Consider the following 18,451-nt stretch of genomic DNA (forward strand, 5'->3'; position numbering starts at 1 on the left):
CTACCAGCCCTCCTCCTTTTGGTAGATATACACGCCGTCGAGGAAGACCCTCTGGTCCTTCCTGCGGATCTTGGTGGCAAGCTCCACGTTGGCGGCTGTCTGCCCGACGTCTTCCACTGAGACCCCTTTCACGATGATGTCGTCGCCCTCTATCGTCACCTTGCAGGAGCCGACGACCTTTGAGACCCTCGGGGACCTCTCGCCCACGAAGTTCTCCACGTGGATCTCGTCGCCCTTGGTCTTGACCGAGATTGGGAAGTGGGCGTAGACGACCTTGAGCCTGTAGGTGTACCCCTTGGTGACCCCGGTGACCATGTTGTTGACCAGGCTCAGGACAGTGTTGATGATCACGTTGTCCTTCTTCTTCTTCGAGAAGGGCGAGAAGAGGACCTTTCCGTCCTCTACTGCGATGTCCACGTTGACCTTGTCGAAGTGCTTGTGTGCCTCCCCCAGCTTTCCCTTGACGGTGAGGGTCCTCCCCTTGAGGCTCGCTGTCACCCCTTCTGGGAGCGAGACCGCGGTCTGCTGTAGCTGCTTAGTAGACAAAGCCTATGAGCCTCCCGCCGATCTTCTTCTCCTGGGCCTCTACATGGGACATCACTCCCTGCGGCGTGGAGATGATCAGCGTCCCGACCCCGACTGCGGGGAGATACCTGTGTTCCCAGTCGACGAGCTTGAGCGACCTGACCGGGAACCGGGGGGAGATCACTCCGCAACGGTTGATCCTTCCAAGCAGCTGGACCTTGAGCTTGCCCCCCACCCCGTCGTCGATGTGCTCGAATTCCCCCACGTACTTCTTCTTCTGGAGGACCTTCAGGACCTCCCTCGCGAGGTTCGAGGACGGTATCACGATCGCCTCCTTCTTGTGCCTCATCTCCGCGTTCTGAAGGCCTGCGAAGAGGTTCGAGAGTATGTTTGTGGCTGCCAACTTCTATTCCCCTAATCGTACTTCCTGAAGCCGAGCTTCTCGGCTACCTCCCTGAAGCACTGCCTGCACAAGACCAGGTCGTAAGACCGGATGACTGCCCCGTACTGCCCGCACCTCTTGCAGTAGTGGGTCGACTTGCCGTACTTCCTTACCTTTGTATGCCGTTCTTTCATGAAACAGTAACCCCGAAGTTGTTCCTGAAGTAGTCGAGGGAGTCCTCCCTCGACACGCGGTGGGCCTTGCCCACCTTGGAGGTGCGCCTGCTCCTCCTGGAGACGCTGTAGCCTGGCCTCTCGAGGAGTATCGAGACGTTCATCCCGAGGATCCCGATCTCCGGGTCGTAGCGGATTCCGGGGATCTCGATGTGCTCCTTGATCCCGAAGGACACTGAGCCTCTGCTGTCGAAGCACGACTCCGGGAGCTTCTTCTCTCTGGCAGCGAGCAGTTTCTCGATCAGGGCCTGCGTCTCCTCTCCCCGCACCGTGACCACGACCCCGATCGGCTCGCCTTTGTGGATGCCAAAGTCTCTGACGGCCTTCTTGGCCTTCGTCTGGCTGGGCTTCTGACCCGTCACCTGTTGGAGGACCTTCTTGCCCCTCTCGATGGCCTCGCCTGACTTACCGAGACCGATGTTCAGGACGACCTTGCCGACCTTGAGCTTCCTCATCGGACTCTCCTGGACGGCTTTCTGGCTCAAGAGGCGGCCCCCACGGTGATCAGCGGCTCTTCGGTCCCGACGGGGAAGACCAGCCGGGAGGGGATCTCAGCCTCGCCGCTGGGGAGGGATATCCTGACCATCTTCTCCCTCGAAATCGTCCCGTTCTTCACTTCTACTATCTTGCCCGTCTGTCCTGCCCGCAGCCCGGTGAGCACGAGGCCAATGCCTCCCTTTTCGAGGCGCGCCTGGCCGAGTACCTTCTGGGAGGGGACCTCGAGGAGGATCGCGTCGCCGGGAGACAGGTTGAGCTTGTCGTCCAGGACAGAACGGCCGTCGTGAAGGCCGTACTGGGTGTGACCCCCTCTCACCTTGGTCTTTGAGTGGATGCTGCAGAGCTTCTTGGCCGTCTCTGAGGAGGAGACCTTGGCAAGCACCAGCCCCTTGGGCGAGGGGACCAGGCGGTAGTCCACGCCTTCGAGCGGCACGCTGACGAGGTTGAAGAGCCCCACTGGGAAGCTGGGCGTCGACCTCTCGACACCGTCCACCTTCACCTTACCGGTCTTGACCATGTACTTCAGCTCCTTCGAAAGGGTGGCCATCGAGGCCAGGTCCCTGAGGACGACCCCGAGAGGGTAGGAGGTGGCAATCGGGTGCGGCCCGGGCGTGGGCTTGAACACGAAGCGCGGACCCTTCCTGGAGATGTCCCAGGAGCGGGGCGCCGCGACCCGCTTGAGCTTGTTGCGACCGCCTTTCTTTCCCAACTAGGCGCTTCCCTCCAGCCTTGCCTTGCGGGTCTTGTCGTCGAGCGAGATCGAGGTCAGGATTACCTTGGAGGAGTCGATGGGGACCGGCGAGGTGCCTCCCTTGATCTTCTCCCTGGTGACTCCCTCGACGTTGAGCTTGCCGTCCTTGGGGTGGACCCTCGTGACCTTGCCCTCGATGTCCTTGAACTCTCCCCTGACTATCCTGACGGAGTCCCCTGCCCTCGGCTTCGCTGTCCGTCGGCCGAACTTCTTCCTGAGGTCGTCGGAGAGGGTGGAACCGAACTTCATGCCCATTCCTCCTATATGATGATGGATGCCAGGTTGGCTATCCTCGGCCACTTCTCTGCGGCCTCGCTCGCGACAGGGCCCTTGATGTCCGTGCCCTTCAGGTCGCCTTCGGGCGTGATGATCACCGCGGCGTTATCCTCGAAGACTACTCTCTGGCCGCTGACCCTCCGGACCGGGTACTTCTGCCTGATTATCACTGCACCGAAGACCGTCTTCTTCAAGTCCGGTGGGCCCTTCTTCACAACGCAGACGATCGAGTCGCCGACAGAGGCTGCCGGGACCCTGCTCAGCCTGCCCTTCGCCTTCGTGACCTGGACGACCCTCAGGGTCTTCGCCCCCGTGTTGTCCGCGCACGTGATCACCGCGTAGAGAGGGATTGCGCGGGTGATGTAGTTCTTGAACTCCTCTACCCCCTTTGCAGAGACTGCACGAGACTTCGTGGACACTACTTTGCCCCCCTCGACTCGACGACCACGAAGGAGATCGTCTTGGAGAGCGGCCTGCACTCCGCTATTGTGACCGCGTCACCGTCGGCTACCGTTATGCAAGACGGAAGGTGCGCGCTGATCCTGCTGCGGCGCCTCTCCCCTCTGTTGTACTTCTTCACCATGTGGAGAAACCCCATCTCGACCACTACGAAGCCCTTGCCGGCCGTGGAGACTGCCTTGCCTGTGAGGAGGCGGCCGCGGACCTTGAGGCTCCCGTGGAACGGGCACCTCTCGTCCTGGCACGTCTTCTTGGGCGCGGCTATCTCGAGTCCTGCGGTGCTCATCCCGTCCGCCCCCAGCGGTCCTGCAGCCTGCCCATGATGGTCGAGCCTTCGACCGGCCCCTCGATGCCTGACAGGACGAAGAGGCTCCCCTTCTTCTCCACCATGAGCTTCCTGTCACCAGACTTTAGCAGGAGCGTCTTGGAGGTCTCGAGCACGACTGTGCCGGCGAGGCCCACCTTGCTCGGGTCCTCGGCCCTAGCGACCGAGACTGCGCGACCTATGACGTTCACTCGCCGATCCCCTTCTCGTGCATTATCGTCAGGACGACCGCGATGTCCTTCTTGATTCTCTGGATGTTGCCGACGTCCTTCTTGACGACGCCTCTCTGTGCGCCGCCGCGAAGCTTGGAGAGCTCCGACCTGAGGTCGAAGAGCCTCTGCCTCAGCTTCTCAGCGTCCTGCGTTCTCAGTTCCTTCGGCTTGAGTTGGGTCATTCTCTTTGTTCTCCTCTTGCTTCACGTCCTCCTTGAACTGGAAGTCCGGGGGGAGGGCGTCTTTGAGTGCGATCTTGACTTTGATTCCGTAGAGGCCCAGCTTCAGGAGGACGTCGGTCGTGGCCTCGCTCACTGACCTGGCGGCGGTGTCACCGCTCTTCGGGACGATCCCGGCCCGGTACTTTTCGCCGTGGGACCTGTCGCTCCTCAGCTTGCCTGCGACCGAGATCTCGACCCCTGCCGCGCCTGCTGCCATGATGTTGTTGACCGTCCACATCGCGGCGCGCCTGAACGCAGTTCCCCTTGAGACGATCTGGGCAATCCGTGCAGCCATGATTCGTGAGTTGAGCTCCGGATTCTCCACCTCGGTGACCGCAATCTGGGCGTTGGGGTACTCGAACCTGGCCGCGACCTTGTCCGTGAGGTCCTTAATCCCCGTTCCTCGCCTTCCGATTGCCAGGCCGGGCCGAGCGACGTAGACCTTGAAAGTGGTCCCCACCGGCGACTTTTGTATCTCCAGGCCCCCGTAGCCCGCGTCCCTCAGTTCCTTTTCGAAGAACTCGTCCATCACCGCAAAGGCGCTGGAGGTGGTGAGAATCGACTTGACTGTGGTTCTCTGCTGGACGGCCATCCTATACTTCCTTGCCTACGACTTCGATGTGTACCAGCTGGTGGAAGTTGGGGGAGCTGCGGCCGTACGCCCTTGGGTAGTAGTCCTTGATCGTCCTGCCGGCGTACCCTGCCGCGTGGATGATCTTGACCTTCTCCGGGTCGAGGCCCTTGAACTCCGAGTTCCCCTCGAGGTTCCTGAGGACGTCGAGGTAGGCCTTGGCCGCTTTCACCGGGTAGGAGCCTGTGGGGAATCCTTGGAGCTCGCTGCGGTGCCCCACCTTTAGCTTGTGGCGCCTGAATGCGATCGGCATCTTCTTGATTGCCACCTGCTCTAGGTGCTCTATTGCCTTCGAGACTGACATGCCTCTTATCGTGACTGCTATCTCGCGGGCGGCCTTGGGGGAGACGTTGACCTCTCTCCCGCTAGCCCTGACGTGTACCGCTGGGTCGAAACCCTCGAAACTGTAACCATACTGAGGCACTTTACCCCTCTCGTAGTCTTTCGCGCTTTGTCGAAGGCGTTAAAAGCTTTCTGAAGCGTCAGGAGAAAAATCCGACGGTAAGCCCTTGCCATCCGGGAGAGAATCTAACCAAACGAGTTTACCCGAGGGCCGATTCTGACGCGTCAATCTTATAATGCCTGAGAACGGGGTCCGAAAATCGTCTGGGACAGTCTGATTGTGGTCTTCAAAGCCTGAGAAGAAGCCGGTGGAGCTCTCTGACAGGTCCTTCGAAGAAAAGACCTGCGACGTTCTCATTATCGGGGCGGGCGGCGCCGGACTACGGGCCGCGATAGAGGCGTTTGACAAGGGCGCAACTACGCTGATAGTCTGCAAGTCCCTCATGGGGAAGGCGCACACGGTGATGGCCGAGGGAGGGATAGCGGCGGCCTTGGGAAACGTCGACGCGGAGGACGGGTGGGAGGTGCACTTCTCTGACACTGTCGTGGAGGGCCAGAACCTGAGCAACTGGCGGATGGCGGAGATCTTCGCGAAGGAGGCGATCGACAGGGTCTATGAGCTGGAGAGGTACGGCGCCCTCTTCGACCGGACAGGGGACGGGAAGATCAGTCAGAGGCCGTTCGGGGCCCATACGTACAGGCGCCTGTGCCACATAGGCGACAGGACGGGGCTCGAGCTGATCAGGACCCTTCAGGACCAGGTCATCGCGAGGGGGGTCCCGTTCATGGACGAGGTCGCGATAACTCGTGTGCTGAGGGACAAGGATTCCGGGCGGGCGGCGGCCGCCGTGGGGATCGACATCAGGACTGGCAGGCTTCTGCTCTTCAGGTTCAAGGCGGTCATTCTCGCCACAGGAGGGATAGGCAAGGTCTACGAGGTCACCTCCAACTCCTACGAGAGCACGGGAGACGGGATCGCGATCGCCTACCGGGCCGGGGCGGAGCTCATGGACATGGAGATGATGCAGTTCCATCCGACCGGCATGATATACCCGGCGGGGGTGAGGGGGATGCTGGTGACAGAGGCGGTCCGAGGGGAGGGCGGGGTCCTGACCAACGCGCAGGGCGAGCGGTTCATGTCGAAGTACGACCCCAAGAGGATGGAGCTCTCGGCGAGGGACGTCGTCGCGAGGGCGATCTACTCCGAGATCACAGGGGGGCGGGGGACGGCCAACGGGGCGGTCTACCTGGACATCTCGCACAGGGGGGAGGCCTACATCAAGAAGAACCTCCCGAGCATGTACGACCAGTTCTTGGAGTTCGCGGGGGTCGACATCACCAAGGAGAAGATGGAGGTCGCGCCGACGGTCCACTACCAGATGGGCGGGGTGAAGGTCGACCCGGAGACCTGCGAGACGACAGTGAAGGGAATGTACGCGGCAGGGGAGGTCGCCTGCGGCCTGCACGGGGGGAACAGGCTGGGCGGCAACTCGCTCTCGGACATCCTGGTCTTCGGGAGGCGGGCAGGGGGAGCGGCCGCAGACGCGGTGAGGGGGACAGAGGCAGGTTCTGCGCCGCAGGAGGCGGTCGAGGAAGAGGTGACGAGGATACTCTCGCCCTTCGGGGTGAAGGACGGCGCGAACCCGTTCCACCTCAAGGAGGAGATAGCTCGAAACATGTGGACGCACGCAGGGATCGTCAGGAATCAGAAGGACCTTGAGGCAGGAGTGGAGGAGCTCAACAAGATCGCGGAGCTGGCGAAGCGCGTCGGTGCAGTAGGCGGGAGGGCCTACAACCAGTCCTGGCTCGATTCGCTTCAGGTATGGGACATGATCCTTGGCTGCGAGGCACTTCTGCTGTCTGCGATTGAAAGGAGAGAGAGCAGGGGAGCCCACACGAGGTCCGACTTCCCTGAGAAGGACGACAAGTGGCTCGTAAACATAATAACCGTTGAGAGGGCCGGCCGCATGGTGCATGACCTCAGGCAGGTCCCCAAGGCCCCGGCGGAGCTGCAGGCTCTGATCAAGGAGGATTGAGTCTGAACCAAGAAGTCGTGACCAAGAGCCTCGAGAAGACTGTCAGGCTGAAGGTCCAGCGAAGCACAGGCGAGGACCCCGGCAGCGTCAGGTACGACACGTTCGAGGTCCCGAGGCAGCCCGGGATGGTGGTCCTCAACGCGATCCACTACATCCAGGCGAACCTTGATCCGTCTCTTTCCGCTAGGTGGAACTGCAAGGCCGGGAGGTGCGGCTCGTGCTCCGCCGAGATCAACGGCAGGCCCAGGCTGATGTGCAAGACCCCGGTCGAGAGCATCGAAGGCGAGATCACGGTCGAGCCCATGAAGGCGTTCCCAAGGCTGAGGGACCTCGTTACGGACGTCGGGGAGAACTGGAAGGTGGCGAAGATGATCCCTCCATTCACTCCACGGGAGTCGGGCGAAGGCGTGTGGCGATTCTATCAGCGCGACGTGGACAGGTCCAGGGAGTTCAGGAAGTGCATAGAGTGCTTTCTCTGCCAGGACGTCTGCCACGTCATCAGAGAGCACGAGGCCGAGTACGTGGGGCCCAGGTGGGTGGTCAAGGCGGCGTCCCTCGACATGCACCCAATGGACGGTCTAAACAGGTCCAAGTTCATGAAGGACGTCGGGGGGCTCGGGTACTGCAACATCACGAAGTGCTGCCAGGAGATCTGTCCGGAGCACATAGTCATCACCGACGACGCGATCATCCCGGAGAAGGAGAGAGTGGTGGACGTCCACTACGACCCTCTGCTGTGGTTGGTCAGGCACGTCCCCCGCAGCCAGGCCCAGCTGGAGGTCGTGATCAAGAAGGTGCTGAAGTACGTCTTCTGGGTCGCATTGGTGGCACCGGTGGTGCTGGTGCCCCTTTACTACCTGGCGAAGGTCTTCTTCCCTCTGCCCTAGAAGCTCAGTTGCTAGCGGAAGAGGACAGCTAGGACCAGAAGGGCGAAGCCTGACCCTTCTATTGCGGCGAGGGTCGTCGGAGGCGCCCCGATTGAGAACGCCTCTATCCCTCCGACCAGCATCACGACAAGACCGAGCAGGAAGAGCGGGTAGCGGGCCCTCTTGGGCATCCTCTGAGACTTTCCAATCAACTGCAAGCCCTCAGCAGAACGAGCATCCGAAGGCCGCCGCCCCACGGAGATAGAGGTCCGCGAAGATGATCGTCAAGAGGCTTATCCAGGCCAGTGCCTCGTGGCGCTTGTTGAGCCAGCTCTGCTTGTCGTACAGGTTCTTCCGCACGCCGCCCCCGTAGACGCAGCTGTAGCAGTCGATGTTCCCGCCGACCACGTGCCTGAATGCATGGCACGAGAGGGTCCACGCTGTGAGCATGAGGGCGTTGGCGAGCAGGACAAAGCTACCGAGACGGAGAAACAGAGAGCCTCCGAAGACCAGAGAGTGGTAGAAGTCGTAGTAGAAGAAAGGTAGGATCGCTATCCCTGCGTAGAGGAAGTACCTGTGGAAGTTCTCGAGTTGGAAGACCGCGTTCCGCTCGCCGGTGTAGTGCCTCCCCTGCCCCTCGCCCCTGTCAGGGTTCGAGCAGCCCAAGGGGTGCTTGAAGATGTGCCTGTGGTAGTCCTTTCTGTAGGCATAGCAGGTGAGCCTAAAGGCTCCAGGAAGGGGGACGATGAGGATCGTGGGGCTGTAGAAAGGGTCGATGTACCCGGCGAACTCGACGACAGGAAAGGCGAGCAGCGCCCAGAATCCCAGGCCAAGTATCCCGATGAACGAATAGAGCCTCCAGTTGGGCTCGAAGAGCTCGTACGGCAGCAGCTGCTTCCACTCGAGCTTCATGGCAGGAGGGCTCCTAGCGCGTGGCTCGCCGGGGCTGATAAAAAAGCAGTTGCGGCTACGCTCAGCCCATGCGGTCTGAGTCGTCGGCGTCTTGGTACTGAGCGCCGAGATATCCGTAAACGCCCGTTTTCAGGACTTTCATCCCGAGCAGCGCGCACTTGACGCGGGAGGGCCCCAGCTCAGGGTTGCCGAGCATCTTGAAGACGTCCTCCTTGGAGAGGACCTTGACCCAGTCGAGCTTCTTGCCCTTGGCCAACTCGGTGAGCATCGAAGCCGAAGCCAGGCTGATCGCGCACCCCTTCCCCGAGAACTTGATCTGGTCGATGCTGGAACCGTCCCCCACCTTGATCTGCATGTCGACTTCGTCGCCGCAGAGAGGGTTGGTGTCGTGAGACTCGATGTCGAACTTCTCGAGCTTCCCGAAGTTGCGCGGGTTCCTGTAATAGTCGAGGATCAATTCCCTGTAGATGTCTGCGCTGCTCATATCTTGAAGATCTGCGCCGCCTTCTCGAGTCCGGCCCGTAGGGCGTCGATGTCGTCGTTGGAGTTGTAGACATGGAAGCTGGCCCGGCTGGTCGCGGCGACGTCCAGCCAGCGCATCAGAGGCTGGGCGCAGTGGTGGCCAGAACGGATCGCTATCCCTTCTTCGTCGAGGATCGTGGCGAGGTCGTGAGGGTGCACGTCAGCGAGGTTGAACGATATCACGCCTGCCTTCTTCTCTGGGTCGGACGGGCCGTAGTGCTTGAAGCCCTTGACCTTCGCGAGCTCAGAGAGGGCGTAGCCGATGAGACGCCTTTCGTGGTCTCTGACCTTGCCCATCCCGATGGAAGTCAAGTAGTCTACGGCTGCCCCGAGCCCGATCGAGTCGGCTATGTTGACCGTACCTGCCTCGAACTTGTAGGGGACATCGTTCCAGGTCGAGTGGTCGAGGAAGACCTCGCGTATCATTTCTCCGCCGCCGTGGAATGGATCCATCTCCTCGAGGAGGGCCTTTCTCCCGAAGAGCCCCCCTATCCCGGTGGGGCCGAGCATCTTGTGGCCTGAGAATGCGTAGAAGTCGCACCCGATGGAAGAGACGTCCACTGGTAGGTGGGGGACTGCCTGGGCGCCGTCGACTACGGTGGTTGCGCCCGCGCTGGAGGCCTTCGCGCAGAGGGAACCCACATCGTTGGTGGTCCCGAGCACGTTCGAGCAGTGAGTAAGTGCCACGAGGCGAGGAGCCTCACGCAGGAGTTCCTCGAAGCTCCCGAGGTCCAGGGTCCCGTCCGGGTTGAGCTCCACGAACTTCAGCCTTGCCTCCTTGTGCTTTGCCAGGAGCTGCCAGGGGACGATGTTGCTGTGGTGCTCCATCATCGTTGTGACGAGCAGGTCCCCCCTCTGGACGAACTTCTCGCCCCAGGCGAACCTCACGAGGTTGGTAGCTTCGGTGGTCCCCCTGACGAAGACGAGCTCCTTCGCCGACGATCCTATGAACGCGGCTGTCTTCTTCCTCGCGCCCTCGTAGGCAGCAGTCGCCTCTTCCCCAAGTGTGTGGACCGACCTGTGCACGTTGGAGTTGTACCTGGAATAGTAGTCGTCGAGCGCCTGGATGACCTGCTTCGGCTTCTGGGTGGTCGCGGCGTTGTCAAGGTAGACCAGCCGCTTTCCTCTGACCTGCCTTCTCAGGATGGGAAAGTCGGCCCTGATCCTCTCCATGTCGAGGACTTCTGCCTCTAGCAAATGGTCATCGCCGCCCTAGACCTCGACAAAAATCGTCTCGCCGTCTATTTTAACATTGAAGCGCCTGAGCGGCTCGGTGGCCGGCGGGTTCTGGACCTGGCCAGTCCGCAGGTCGAACTGAGAGAGGTGGAGCGGGCAGACTATCCGCTCTTCGAGGACGAATCCGAGCGCGAGGTCGGTCTCTTCGTGGGTGCACGTTCCGCTGACCGCCGAGACCTCCCCTCCGATCTTCGAGAGGATAAGGTGGTTGCCGCCGATGTCCACCGGATAGATAGCACCCTCTGCCAGCTCTGAGTACTTCACCGCGGGCAGGAACTCGGGCACGAGGTCACCTTCGGTACTTGTAGTGGCGCTCGAAGATGTCCTCGGACTGCCTGACTTCGGGGGACGTTTCTCCGGTCTTCGCAAGAAGGGTCTCCCGGTCGACCATCCGCCTCTTCTCCCCCAGCCACTTGCCTTCGATCATGAACCTCGCGCCCTCGCGAGTCGACTCGATGGGGACCCTGGAGAGCACTGGCTCAAAGAATCCCAGAACTACCATCTTCCGGGCCTCGTCAGGAGGAAGACCCCTTGCCTCCAAGTAGAAGAGCTGCTCCTCGTCGATCTGGGCGACGGAGGCCGAGTGGGTCGCCTTTACTTCGTTGTTGTCGATCTCCAAGCCAGGTATCCCGTCCGACCTGGCGGAGCGGCCGAGGATCATCGCATGGTGGGCGAGGTAGGAGCGCGAGTTCTTTGCAGCGTTGACGATCTTGATCATGCCCTTGAAGATCGTCTGCGACTCCCCCTTGAGGACGCCCCTTGCCTGCGTGGAGCCGGTCGAGTCGGGCGAGTTGTGCCTGAGATTGGACTCGAAGTCGTACCTCTGCTTGGCGTCTGTGAAGAAGATCTCGAACCCCTCCGCCTGGGAGCCTCTGCCGTCGAGCAGGAAGTTCATCCTCGAGCGGGAGACCGAAGCCCCGAGCGCGAGGGCACTCACTGACGCCCGAGAGTCGTTGAGGGTCTGGATCGCTCGGTTGGACACGTGGACTGCCCTTTCGTCGAGGAGCTGGACCGACGAGAAGTCCACGTGGGACCCCGGCCCGGCGAGGAGCTCTACGTTGGAGGCCACGAAGGAGGGATCGGAGGAGCTCTTGGAGTAGAGCTCATCTAGGAAAACGAACCTGGAGCCCTCCTCGGCGACGAGGAAGCACTGGTCGACCACCGCCGAGGTGGGCGAGTCGAGCAGGACCATCCTCCTGAGTGGCCTTTCCACAGTCACGCCCTTGGGGACGTAGACGACTGTCCCGCTGTTGAAGAAGGCGTTCACGAAGGCGGCGTACCTGTCATCCGCAGACCTCACGAGGCGCCCCTCGAAGAGCTTCTTGACGAGCGGCTCGTTCTCCGCCATGGCCTCGTGGAGGGAGAGGAGCTTGACGCCCTGCGAGTCGAGGTCCTTGTCCACCTCTGCGTGGACCTGCGTGTGATTGCCCTGGAGGATGATGTTCCTCTCCCCTCCTGTCAGATACCCCTGGAAGAATGCGCGGAAGTCCAGCTTTGAGCCCGTGCCCTGGACCGAGAACTGGCCGAGTTCGAAGTCGCTGATTCTCGCGTACTTGGTGTACAGTGGGTTCTTCTCGGGAGGAAGGACGGCGAACTCCTTCAGCGAGTCGAGCCTGGCCCTGGCGAGCCACTCCGGCTCTTGGAGGGAACTTGAAAGAGAGCGGACGAGAGATTCGTCGAAGGTGCCGGCGATTGCCTGGGTCATTGTGGCATGCTCCCGGGCGGCTAGCCCACGGCGTTGGTCATTTCGATCGACATCAGGCGGTTGAACTCGACGGCGTATGTCATGGGTAGCTCCTTCGCGAAGGGCTCGAGGAACCCGTTGACGACCATGCTCAGGGCGTCGCCCTCCGAGATCCCGCGGGCCATCAGGTAGAAGAGCTGCTCCTCCCCCACCTTCCCAACGCTCGCCTCGTGCGTGACTGTCGCATCGTCCTCCTGGATCTCCATGTACGGGTACGTCGCCGTGGTGCTCTTCCCATCTATCAGAAGAGCGTCGCAGCGGACAGTGCTCTTGACGTTCTTGGCCCCCTTCGCGATGTGGAGGAGGCCCCTGTAGGCTGTGTGGCCGCCGTCCTTCGAGACGGAGCGGGAGATTATCCTCGAGGTAGTGTCCCTGGCGAGGTGGACGGCCTTGCCCCCCGTGTCCTGGACCTGGCCTGCGCCTGCGTAGGCCACGGAGATGATGTCCGCCTTGGCCCGGGGGCCGAGTAGATAGATTGACGGATACTTCCTAGTCAGCTTTGACCCTCCGTTGAAGTCGACCCATGAGACTGTCGCCTCCTCGTGGGCGTGCGCCCTCTTGGTGACAAGGTTGAGCACGTCCCTTGACCAGTTCTGGAGGGTGGTGTACTTCACGAAGGAACCCTTGCGGGCAACGATCTCGACTATGGCGGAGTGGAGGGACTGCGATGAGTACACGGGCGCCGAGCACCCCTCGATGTAGGTCACTTCGCTGTAGGGCTCCCCGATGATGAGCGTCCGCTCGAACTGGCCCATGTTCCTCTCGTTGATTCTGAAGTACGCTTGGAGCGGAGTGGTGACTTTGACGCCCTCCGGCACGTAGACGAAGCTCCCGGCGCTCCAGACCGCCGTCTGGAGGGCGGCGATGTAGTTGTCCTTGTATGGCACGACCGTCCCGAAATACTTCTTCATGATGTCCGGGTACTGCTTCAGGGCCGTGACCGTGTCAGTGAAGACGACTCCCTGCTTTGCGAGGTCCCCCTGGATGCTGTGGTAAACGGCCTCGCTCTCGTAGATGGCGCCAACTCCCGCCAGGAACTTCTTCTCTGCCTCGGCGATTCCCAGCTTGTCATACGTCCTCCTGATGTACTCGGGGAGCTGGTCCCACGAGTCCGCTGCCTTCTTCGTGGGGCTCGCATAGTAGTAGAATGATTGGAAGTCGATGTCCGCCAGGTCGGGAGCCCACGCGGGCGGCTTCAAGTCCAGGAAGTACTTCAGCGCCTGCATCCTCAGCTGCTCCATCCAGGCGGGCTCGTCGTGGAGCCTCACAATCTCTTGGACGACCCTCTCGCTCAGGCCCTTGGTCCCTGCGACCGCATAGGAGTCGACCGGGTCGCTGAATCCGTACTTCTCCTTGTAGTCCTCTGTTACGATGTCTACCTTTGAAGCAGTCACTCTCTCATCCTCGAATATAACATAGGTTATTTTCCTCGTTAAAAGCGTTATGGGGCCTGAGGAGCCACCTGCTCCTCCCCCGCGTAGCCCTTGATCCAGGTGTATCCCCTCTCCTCGAGAAGCCTCGAGAGGTCCTCCCCTCCAGACTCGATGATCCTCCCCTGGTACATCACATGCACGAACTGCGGCTTCACGTACTTCAGTATCCTCTGGTAGTGGGTTATCAGGAGGGTCCCCATGTGCGGCCCCGAGACCTTGTTGATTCCCTCCGCGACTATGCGGAGCGCGTCGATGTCCAGCCCGGAGTCGGTCTCGTCGAGGACCGCGAACTTCGGCTGCATCAGGGCCATCTGAAGGATTTCCGCGCGCTTCTTCTCCCCTCCGGAGAAGCCCTCGTTCAGGTACCGGGTCAGGAAGGCTTCGTCCATGCTCAACATCTTCAGCCTCTCGGCGACGGTCTCTTTGAATTCGAAGATGGTCGGCGCTTCGGTTCCGGCCGGCCTGGAATTGTTGAAGGCGGCCCTGAGGAAGGAGAACATGCTCACGCCCTGGACGCTGACAGGGTACTGGAACGCGAGGAAGAGGCCCTTCCTGACCCTCTTGTCAGGGGTAAGGCCGATGATGCTCTCCCCATCGATCAGAACGTCGCCGGAGGTGACCTGGTACTTCGGGTGCCCCATGAGCGTGTAGGCGAGGGTGCTCTTGCCTGAACCGTTGGGCCCCATGAGCGCGTGGGTCTCACCCTGCGAGACCGCGAGGTCCACGCCCTTCAGAATCTCCTTTCCATCCACCGAGGCGCGGAGGCCCTTTATCTCGAGCTTCATTCGAATGAGAGCGAACGACGTTCAACCGTATTTAAGGGTTATAACATAAGTTATACCGCGACCGCGATCTGGCGTCTGATGGCCGAACTTCCCGCGATTCGACTGGTCCGGCGCAGAGAACAGGCGAATCAGTTACTCTAGCTGACGCTTATCGATACCGGCGCGGTCGTGACTGTCTCTGGGCTCGCCGAGGAGTCCGTGACCGTGAGTTCGAACTGCCAGGTGCCTACCTCCCCCAGGTTCCCCGTGGAGACCGCGTACAGAGTGGACTCGTTGCACGAGAAGGAAGTCCCCAGGTTTTGGAACGAGACGTCGGAGGGACCTTCCACAAGCCACTGACAGGTGAAGGGACCCGTCCCGCCGAAGATGTCCGAAGTCATGAAGATGACTGCGCCGTGTCCGCTCGCCACCGAGGAGAGGCTCGTGTCCACAGAGGGAGCGACGAGCGCTGGGTTCACCGCCACTGGCTTGGTCAGGGAGATCGCTGACGAGGGACTCCCCGCGGAGTCGGTGACGACTGCGCAGAACCAGGTGTCAGAAGAGATGGTCGGCAGGTCGCTGAAGTGGACCGAGAGTGCGGTCCCATTGCTCGAGTCCGCTAGGGTCGAGGAGTCGGAACAGGAGCTGGTTGAGCTGGAGTACACTGCTACAGAGTAGGGGGAAGTCCCTCCGGTCCAGGAAACGGTGACCGGGACCGACTGGCCCGTGTCAATGCCCGACGGAGCGGAGAGGGCGGGAACGTGCAGGGCGGCATTTACGACGACTGTGATCGGCGCAGAGGCGACGGTTGGCTTGCCGTCTGCGGAGTCGGCCACCTGGAGCTTGAATTGCCACGACCCGGTCGATGAGAGGCCGCTCAGACCGAGGCTGGGCGAGCCAGAGCACGGGAAGGCAGTCTGGGCGACGAAGGAGGATGAAGCAGGCGACTTCTTGAGCCACTGGCAGGTGTACGGCTCGGTCCCTCCGCTCAGCGGGCCGGAGGTCGAGACTGAGGAGTTCTGACCGAGGTCCATGACGGGCGGCGCTGCCACGAGGGACGGGGCGCCGAGAGGCGGGTTGACTGTCACGTCCGCAGAGGGCGAAGAAACAGCGGCAGGGATGGCGGAGTGGTCCACGATGATCGCGCAGTAGGTGGTGTCCGCACTCAGGGTCGGCAACCCGATGAACTTCGCCTTGAGTCCGCTGACGCTCTTCGTGGCCACGATCGGGGAACTGACGTTGCAGGAACCCGAACTGCTCGCGTGGAGCACTACTGTGTACTTCGGGATCCCCCCGCTCCAGCTGACGAAGGCGTTGACTGACTGCCCGCTGTCAATCACTCCGGAGGACAAGGTCAAGGCGGGGGAGGTGAGCGCCGTGTTGACCTTCAAGGAGGCAGGCTTTGAGATGACGTTGACAGGGGTGTTTGAGCTGTCGGTCACGGAGAGCTTGAACCTCCAGACCCCCGTGGGGCCCAGGGACCCGGTCGACTGGCCGAAGAGTGAGGGCCCGCACAAGAACGGACTGCCGAGGTCGGAGTATACTCCCGCGCCGGGTGCCTCCACGAGCCACTGGCAGGTCAGCGGGGCAGTCCCGCCCACCGCCGCAATGTTGGAGGTGTAGACGGTCGGGGACTGTCCCGACTCGATTACCTTAGCGGAGACGAAGACCTTGTTGACTTTGAGCGGAGCGTTCACTGAGACTGTCACCGGGCTTGACTGGATCGTGGTCGGGAGCCCCGCGCTGTCGGTCACGCTCAGTTCGAACTGCCAGCTCCCTGCCTTTGTAAGTGCCCCGGTCGGGGTCGAAGGCAGGGATGACGTATCGCAGGAGAAGGCGCCGCCCAAGCTGGTGAACGAGGTGGCTGCGGGGGCCTTCTTGAGCCAAGAACAGCTGTAAGGTCCGCTTCCCCCCGAGAAGGGCGAAGTCGTGGAGATCGTGAGGCTCTGCCCAACCACGACCCCTCCAGCGGATGCTGAGACTACTGGCGCGCCCAAGGCTGCGTGGGCGACTACCCCCGCGCTCAGTGAGGAGGTGATGGCAGGGACTCCCGAGTCATCAGAGACAGTGGCGCAGTACCAGATGCCCATCGTGACGTTCGTGTTGAACAGGACGGAGACGCTCCAAGACGACGATGTCAGGTCGGAAGCCGAGGAGACAAGGGTAGAGTTCGAGTCGCAGGCTGCCGACCCACTGCTGTAGAGCGAGGACCCGAAGGTGGAGGTCCCGCCGGTCCATGACACTACGATGCTGGCACTCTCGCCCGAGTCGAGGACGTTCGGATTGGCTGTTACGAGGGGCGTCCCGAGCACACGGTTGACCGTTACTGACGCGGCGCCGGAGACGACCGTCACAGGAGACGGTGAGCTATCGGTCACCTGGAGCTCGAAGCGCCAAGTACCGACGGTCGAGAGAGGCCCTGTGGAGGTCGAGGGCAGGGTGGTGGTGTCGCAAGAGAACGCGGAGTTCAGGTTTGAGAATGAGCCAGCTCCGGGGGCCTTCGACAGCCACTGGCAGGTATAGGGGGAGGTCCCTCCGGCGAATGCGACCGCCGTCGAGAGAAGCTCGCTCTGGCCGCTGTCGATCGTTCCGGGGCTGACCCCTATCACAGGGGGAGACAGGCTCGCGTCTACGGGCGCCAGAGGAATAAGCAGGACCAGGAAGAGGAGGAGTGAGAGGGCAGCGAAGGGCGCCCTGCGGGCCCTGTGGAGTCCGTTGTTCGGCACGCTGTCACCTGCTCGTCGGGCCGGCAGCCTCCTCTCTTAAGTCTGCCAAGAGGCGTAACTGAGCCTAGACTCACGATCTCCTATTTCGTCCGTAGGGCCTTCCCTCTTCTGTTACGAACCGGAGGCCTTCTTGGCGACAGCCTCGAGGAACTCCCTGTCCAGGGAGGAGAAGGCGCCGAGCTGGTCGCTGTCGATGTCGATTTCACCCACGACCCGGCCGTCGCGGAAGATGGGGACCACGATTTCAGCCTTGGTCGAGAGGAAGCACTGCAGGTACCTGGGGTCCTTGCTCACGTCCGACACGATTTCCGTCCTCCCTGCCTTGGCGGCGAACCCGCAGACCCCCTTTCCGATGGGTATCCGCGTGTGCTCGGTCGCGGCGGGGCCCGCCCAGGCGTCCAAGACGAGGTCGTTCCCTTGGACCATGTATATCCCCACCCAAGAGTAGGACGGGACGTTCCTGTTGAGCTCCTTGACGATGGCCTCTCTGGCCTCCTTTCCTCTTGCGGCCTTCAGGGTGGATTCAAGCGTCGAGAGGACACTTTTTGCCTGCTCTCTGCTGAGTCGGACTGTCGAGGCCTTCAATTCGGGGCGCACTCTCGCCTTGCGGTATTTATCTCCGATGTGGCTATGGCGTCCGTTCGATGCCGAATCTGTATGCCAGGGCCGCGGCGACCGAGCCCAGGACCGGACCCACCAGGTAGACGAACCAGTAATAAGGGAGGAAAGAGCCTGCGATCATTGGGCCGAACGCGCGCGCTGGGTTCATCGCAGCGCCGGTCAGGGCTCCCCCGACCAGTACGTCCGCGAGGACCGCGAGTCCGATTCCGAGCCCCCCGATCTTAGGAGCTCTCTCGTCGACGGCGGTGCCGTAGACGGCGAAGACCAGCACGAAAGTAAGGAGCGCCTCAATGGCGACACCCTGGACTACTGCGACCTGTCCTGAGAGTGTGGGGGCTCCCCAGTGGGCAGCGCTGCCGAGCGAGGACGGAAAGGAGAGGACGAGGAGAAGGCCCGCTGCCGTCGCCCCGGCGAGCTCAGCAACTACGTACGGGACGAGGGCGTTCAGCTCCAGCTTGCGGCCCACTACCAGCCCGACCGCGACCGCAGGGTTGAGGACCCCGCCGGAGACTCCCATGGTCGCCGAGACGGCCATCGCCAGGCCCAGGCCGTTCGCGAAGGCTGCGATCAAGATGCCCGAGGAGAGCGCCTGTCCGCCGAGAGCCTGGGCCCCGACTGCCGAGCCTGCTCCGACGAGCACGAAGACGAAGGTCCCGAGGAACTCAGCTGTGATTCTTCTTGACAGAGGAGCCCGAGACGACATCCGAAGTTCCGGTCGCGCTTCGAAGTCCACTTA

At 61.7% G+C, this 18,451-nt stretch carries 25 protein-coding genes; 2 read left to right on the top strand and 23 right to left on the bottom strand.

Features of this window, described 5'->3' with window-relative positions; genetic code table 11:
- The 12 genes from HY247_03435 to HY247_03490 are packed head-to-tail and all read right to left on the bottom strand — an operon-like array spanning position 1 to position 4,937.
- Positions 1-546 carry a 50S ribosomal protein L6 gene (locus HY247_03435; GenBank protein ID QQG49371.1) on the bottom strand — a complete coding sequence of 182 codons (546 nt, stop codon included), beginning with the start codon at positions 544-546 and terminating at the stop codon, positions 1-3.
- Positions 536-928, bottom strand: coding sequence for a 30S ribosomal protein S8 (locus HY247_03440; protein ID QQG49372.1), 393 nt, complete (start codon positions 926-928; stop codon positions 536-538). The genes HY247_03435 and HY247_03440 overlap by 11 nt, the downstream gene beginning before the upstream one ends.
- A gap of 11 nt (positions 929-939) precedes the next feature.
- Positions 940-1,101, bottom strand: a complete 162-nt coding sequence (locus HY247_03445) for a 30S ribosomal protein S14 (GenBank protein QQG49373.1) — start codon at positions 1,099-1,101, stop codon at positions 940-942.
- The gene (locus HY247_03450) at positions 1,098-1,625 is read right to left on the bottom strand and encodes a 50S ribosomal protein L5 (protein QQG49374.1); all 528 of its coding nucleotides are present in this window, start codon (positions 1,623-1,625) and stop codon (positions 1,098-1,100) included. The genes HY247_03445 and HY247_03450 overlap by 4 nt, the downstream gene beginning before the upstream one ends.
- On the bottom strand, positions 1,622-2,347 hold the full coding sequence (locus tag HY247_03455; GenBank protein ID QQG49375.1) for a 30S ribosomal protein S4e: 726 nt from the start codon (positions 2,345-2,347) through the stop codon (positions 1,622-1,624). The genes HY247_03450 and HY247_03455 overlap by 4 nt, the downstream gene beginning before the upstream one ends.
- Positions 2,348-2,638 (bottom strand): 50S ribosomal protein L24, encoded by a 291-nt coding sequence (gene rplX, locus HY247_03460; protein QQG49376.1) that lies wholly within the window; start codon positions 2,636-2,638, stop codon positions 2,348-2,350.
- An 11-nt stretch (positions 2,639-2,649) separates the two neighbouring features.
- On the bottom strand, positions 2,650-3,084 hold the full coding sequence (locus HY247_03465; protein ID QQG49377.1) for a 50S ribosomal protein L14: 435 nt from the start codon (positions 3,082-3,084) through the stop codon (positions 2,650-2,652).
- Positions 3,084-3,410 carry a 30S ribosomal protein S17 gene (locus tag HY247_03470; protein QQG49378.1) on the bottom strand — a complete coding sequence of 109 codons (327 nt, stop codon included), beginning with the start codon at positions 3,408-3,410 and terminating at the stop codon, positions 3,084-3,086. The genes HY247_03465 and HY247_03470 overlap by 1 nt, the downstream gene beginning before the upstream one ends.
- On the bottom strand, positions 3,407-3,640 hold the full coding sequence (locus HY247_03475) for a ribonuclease P protein subunit (protein ID QQG49379.1): 234 nt from the start codon (positions 3,638-3,640) through the stop codon (positions 3,407-3,409). The genes HY247_03470 and HY247_03475 overlap by 4 nt, the downstream gene beginning before the upstream one ends.
- The gene (gene rpmC, locus HY247_03480) at positions 3,637-3,843 is read right to left on the bottom strand and encodes a 50S ribosomal protein L29 (protein ID QQG49380.1); all 207 of its coding nucleotides are present in this window, start codon (positions 3,841-3,843) and stop codon (positions 3,637-3,639) included. Before rpmC ends, HY247_03475 begins: the two co-directional genes overlap by 4 nt.
- Complete coding sequence (locus HY247_03485; GenBank protein ID QQG49381.1) at positions 3,800-4,474, bottom strand: 30S ribosomal protein S3; 675 nt, start codon at positions 4,472-4,474, stop codon at positions 3,800-3,802. The genes rpmC and HY247_03485 overlap by 44 nt, the downstream gene beginning before the upstream one ends.
- A gap of 1 nt (position 4,475) precedes the next feature.
- Entirely contained in the window at positions 4,476-4,937 is a 462-nt protein-coding gene (locus HY247_03490; protein ID QQG49382.1) for a 50S ribosomal protein L22, read from the bottom strand.
- Positions 4,938-5,163: 226 nt separating this feature from the next.
- Here HY247_03490 and HY247_03495 point away from each other — a divergent pair, with 226 nt between their 5' ends.
- Positions 5,164-6,891: an FAD-binding protein gene (locus HY247_03495; GenBank protein ID QQG49541.1), complete on the top strand. Its 1,728-nt coding sequence runs from the start codon at positions 5,164-5,166 to the stop codon at positions 6,889-6,891.
- 47 nt (positions 6,892-6,938) lie between these two features.
- Entirely contained in the window at positions 6,939-7,778 is an 840-nt protein-coding gene (locus HY247_03500; protein ID QQG49542.1) for a succinate dehydrogenase/fumarate reductase iron-sulfur subunit, read from the top strand.
- An 11-nt stretch (positions 7,779-7,789) separates the two neighbouring features.
- Here HY247_03500 and HY247_03505 read toward each other — a convergent pair whose 3' ends face one another.
- The 11 genes from HY247_03505 to HY247_03555 all read right to left on the bottom strand — a co-directional run bounded on the left by HY247_03505 (position 7,790) and on the right by HY247_03555 (position 18,418).
- On the bottom strand, positions 7,790-7,969 hold the full coding sequence (locus HY247_03505) for a hypothetical protein (GenBank protein ID QQG49383.1): 180 nt from the start codon (positions 7,967-7,969) through the stop codon (positions 7,790-7,792).
- A 10-nt stretch (positions 7,970-7,979) separates the two neighbouring features.
- On the bottom strand, positions 7,980-8,669 hold the full coding sequence (locus HY247_03510) for a hypothetical protein (protein QQG49384.1): 690 nt from the start codon (positions 8,667-8,669) through the stop codon (positions 7,980-7,982).
- A 61-nt stretch (positions 8,670-8,730) separates the two neighbouring features.
- On the bottom strand, positions 8,731-9,153 hold the full coding sequence (locus HY247_03515) for an SUF system NifU family Fe-S cluster assembly protein (protein ID QQG49385.1): 423 nt from the start codon (positions 9,151-9,153) through the stop codon (positions 8,731-8,733).
- Positions 9,150-10,364, bottom strand: a complete 1,215-nt coding sequence (locus tag HY247_03520; protein QQG49543.1) for a cysteine desulfurase — start codon at positions 10,362-10,364, stop codon at positions 9,150-9,152. Before HY247_03520 ends, HY247_03515 begins: the two co-directional genes overlap by 4 nt.
- A 39-nt stretch (positions 10,365-10,403) precedes the next feature.
- A complete protein-coding gene (locus HY247_03525) occupies positions 10,404-10,712 on the bottom strand; it encodes a Rieske 2Fe-2S domain-containing protein (GenBank protein QQG49386.1) in 309 nt (102 codons plus the stop codon).
- A 4-nt stretch (positions 10,713-10,716) separates the two neighbouring features.
- Complete coding sequence (gene sufD / locus HY247_03530) at positions 10,717-12,132, bottom strand: Fe-S cluster assembly protein SufD (GenBank protein ID QQG49387.1); 1,416 nt, start codon at positions 12,130-12,132, stop codon at positions 10,717-10,719.
- Between the two features lie 20 nt (positions 12,133-12,152).
- Positions 12,153-13,565 carry a Fe-S cluster assembly protein SufB gene (gene sufB / locus HY247_03535; GenBank protein QQG49388.1) on the bottom strand — a complete coding sequence of 471 codons (1,413 nt, stop codon included), beginning with the start codon at positions 13,563-13,565 and terminating at the stop codon, positions 12,153-12,155.
- Between the two features lie 47 nt (positions 13,566-13,612).
- Positions 13,613-14,389 (bottom strand): Fe-S cluster assembly ATPase SufC, encoded by a 777-nt coding sequence (gene sufC / locus HY247_03540; protein QQG49389.1) that lies wholly within the window; start codon positions 14,387-14,389, stop codon positions 13,613-13,615.
- 137 nt (positions 14,390-14,526) lie between these two features.
- Positions 14,527-17,094, bottom strand: a complete 2,568-nt coding sequence (locus tag HY247_03545) for a hypothetical protein (GenBank protein ID QQG49390.1) — start codon at positions 17,092-17,094, stop codon at positions 14,527-14,529.
- Positions 17,095-17,205: 111 nt separating this feature from the next.
- The gene (locus HY247_03550; protein ID QQG49544.1) at positions 17,206-17,610 is read right to left on the bottom strand and encodes a GAF domain-containing protein; all 405 of its coding nucleotides are present in this window, start codon (positions 17,608-17,610) and stop codon (positions 17,206-17,208) included.
- 112 nt (positions 17,611-17,722) lie between these two features.
- Entirely contained in the window at positions 17,723-18,418 is a 696-nt protein-coding gene (locus HY247_03555; protein QQG49391.1) for an aquaporin, read from the bottom strand.
- Positions 18,419-18,451: the final 33 nt, after the last annotated feature.

This window comes from archaeon (assembly GCA_016432545.1).
In the GTDB taxonomy this organism is placed as follows: domain Archaea; phylum Thermoproteota; class Nitrososphaeria; order Nitrososphaerales; family Gagatemarchaeaceae; genus UBA183.

Excerpts from the sequence above, each read along its gene's own strand:
- HY247_03510 (QQG49384.1), bottom strand. The coding sequence starts at position 8,669 with ATGAAGCTCGAGTGGAAGCAGCTGCTGCCGTACGAGCTCTTCGAGCCC.
- HY247_03555 (QQG49391.1), bottom strand. The coding sequence starts at position 18,418 with ATGTCGTCTCGGGCTCCTCTGTCAAGAAGAATCACAGCTGAGTTCCTC.
- rplX (QQG49376.1), bottom strand. The coding sequence starts at position 2,638 with ATGAAGTTCGGTTCCACCCTCTCCGACGACCTCAGGAAGAAGTTCGGC.
- HY247_03515 (QQG49385.1), bottom strand. The coding sequence starts at position 9,153 with ATGAGCAGCGCAGACATCTACAGGGAATTGATCCTCGACTATTACAGG.
- sufD (QQG49387.1), bottom strand. The coding sequence starts at position 12,132 with ATGACCCAGGCAATCGCCGGCACCTTCGACGAATCTCTCGTCCGCTCT.
- HY247_03520 (QQG49543.1), bottom strand. The coding sequence starts at position 10,364 with ATGGAGAGGATCAGGGCCGACTTTCCCATCCTGAGAAGGCAGGTCAGA.
- HY247_03485 (QQG49381.1), bottom strand. The coding sequence starts at position 4,474 with ATGGCCGTCCAGCAGAGAACCACAGTCAAGTCGATTCTCACCACCTCC.
- sufC (QQG49389.1), bottom strand. The coding sequence starts at position 14,389 with ATGAAGCTCGAGATAAAGGGCCTCCGCGCCTCGGTGGATGGAAAGGAG.
- HY247_03445 (QQG49373.1), bottom strand. The coding sequence starts at position 1,101 with ATGAAAGAACGGCATACAAAGGTAAGGAAGTACGGCAAGTCGACCCAC.
- rpmC (QQG49380.1), bottom strand. The coding sequence starts at position 3,843 with ATGACCCAACTCAAGCCGAAGGAACTGAGAACGCAGGACGCTGAGAAG.
- HY247_03470 (QQG49378.1), bottom strand. The coding sequence starts at position 3,410 with ATGAGCACCGCAGGACTCGAGATAGCCGCGCCCAAGAAGACGTGCCAG.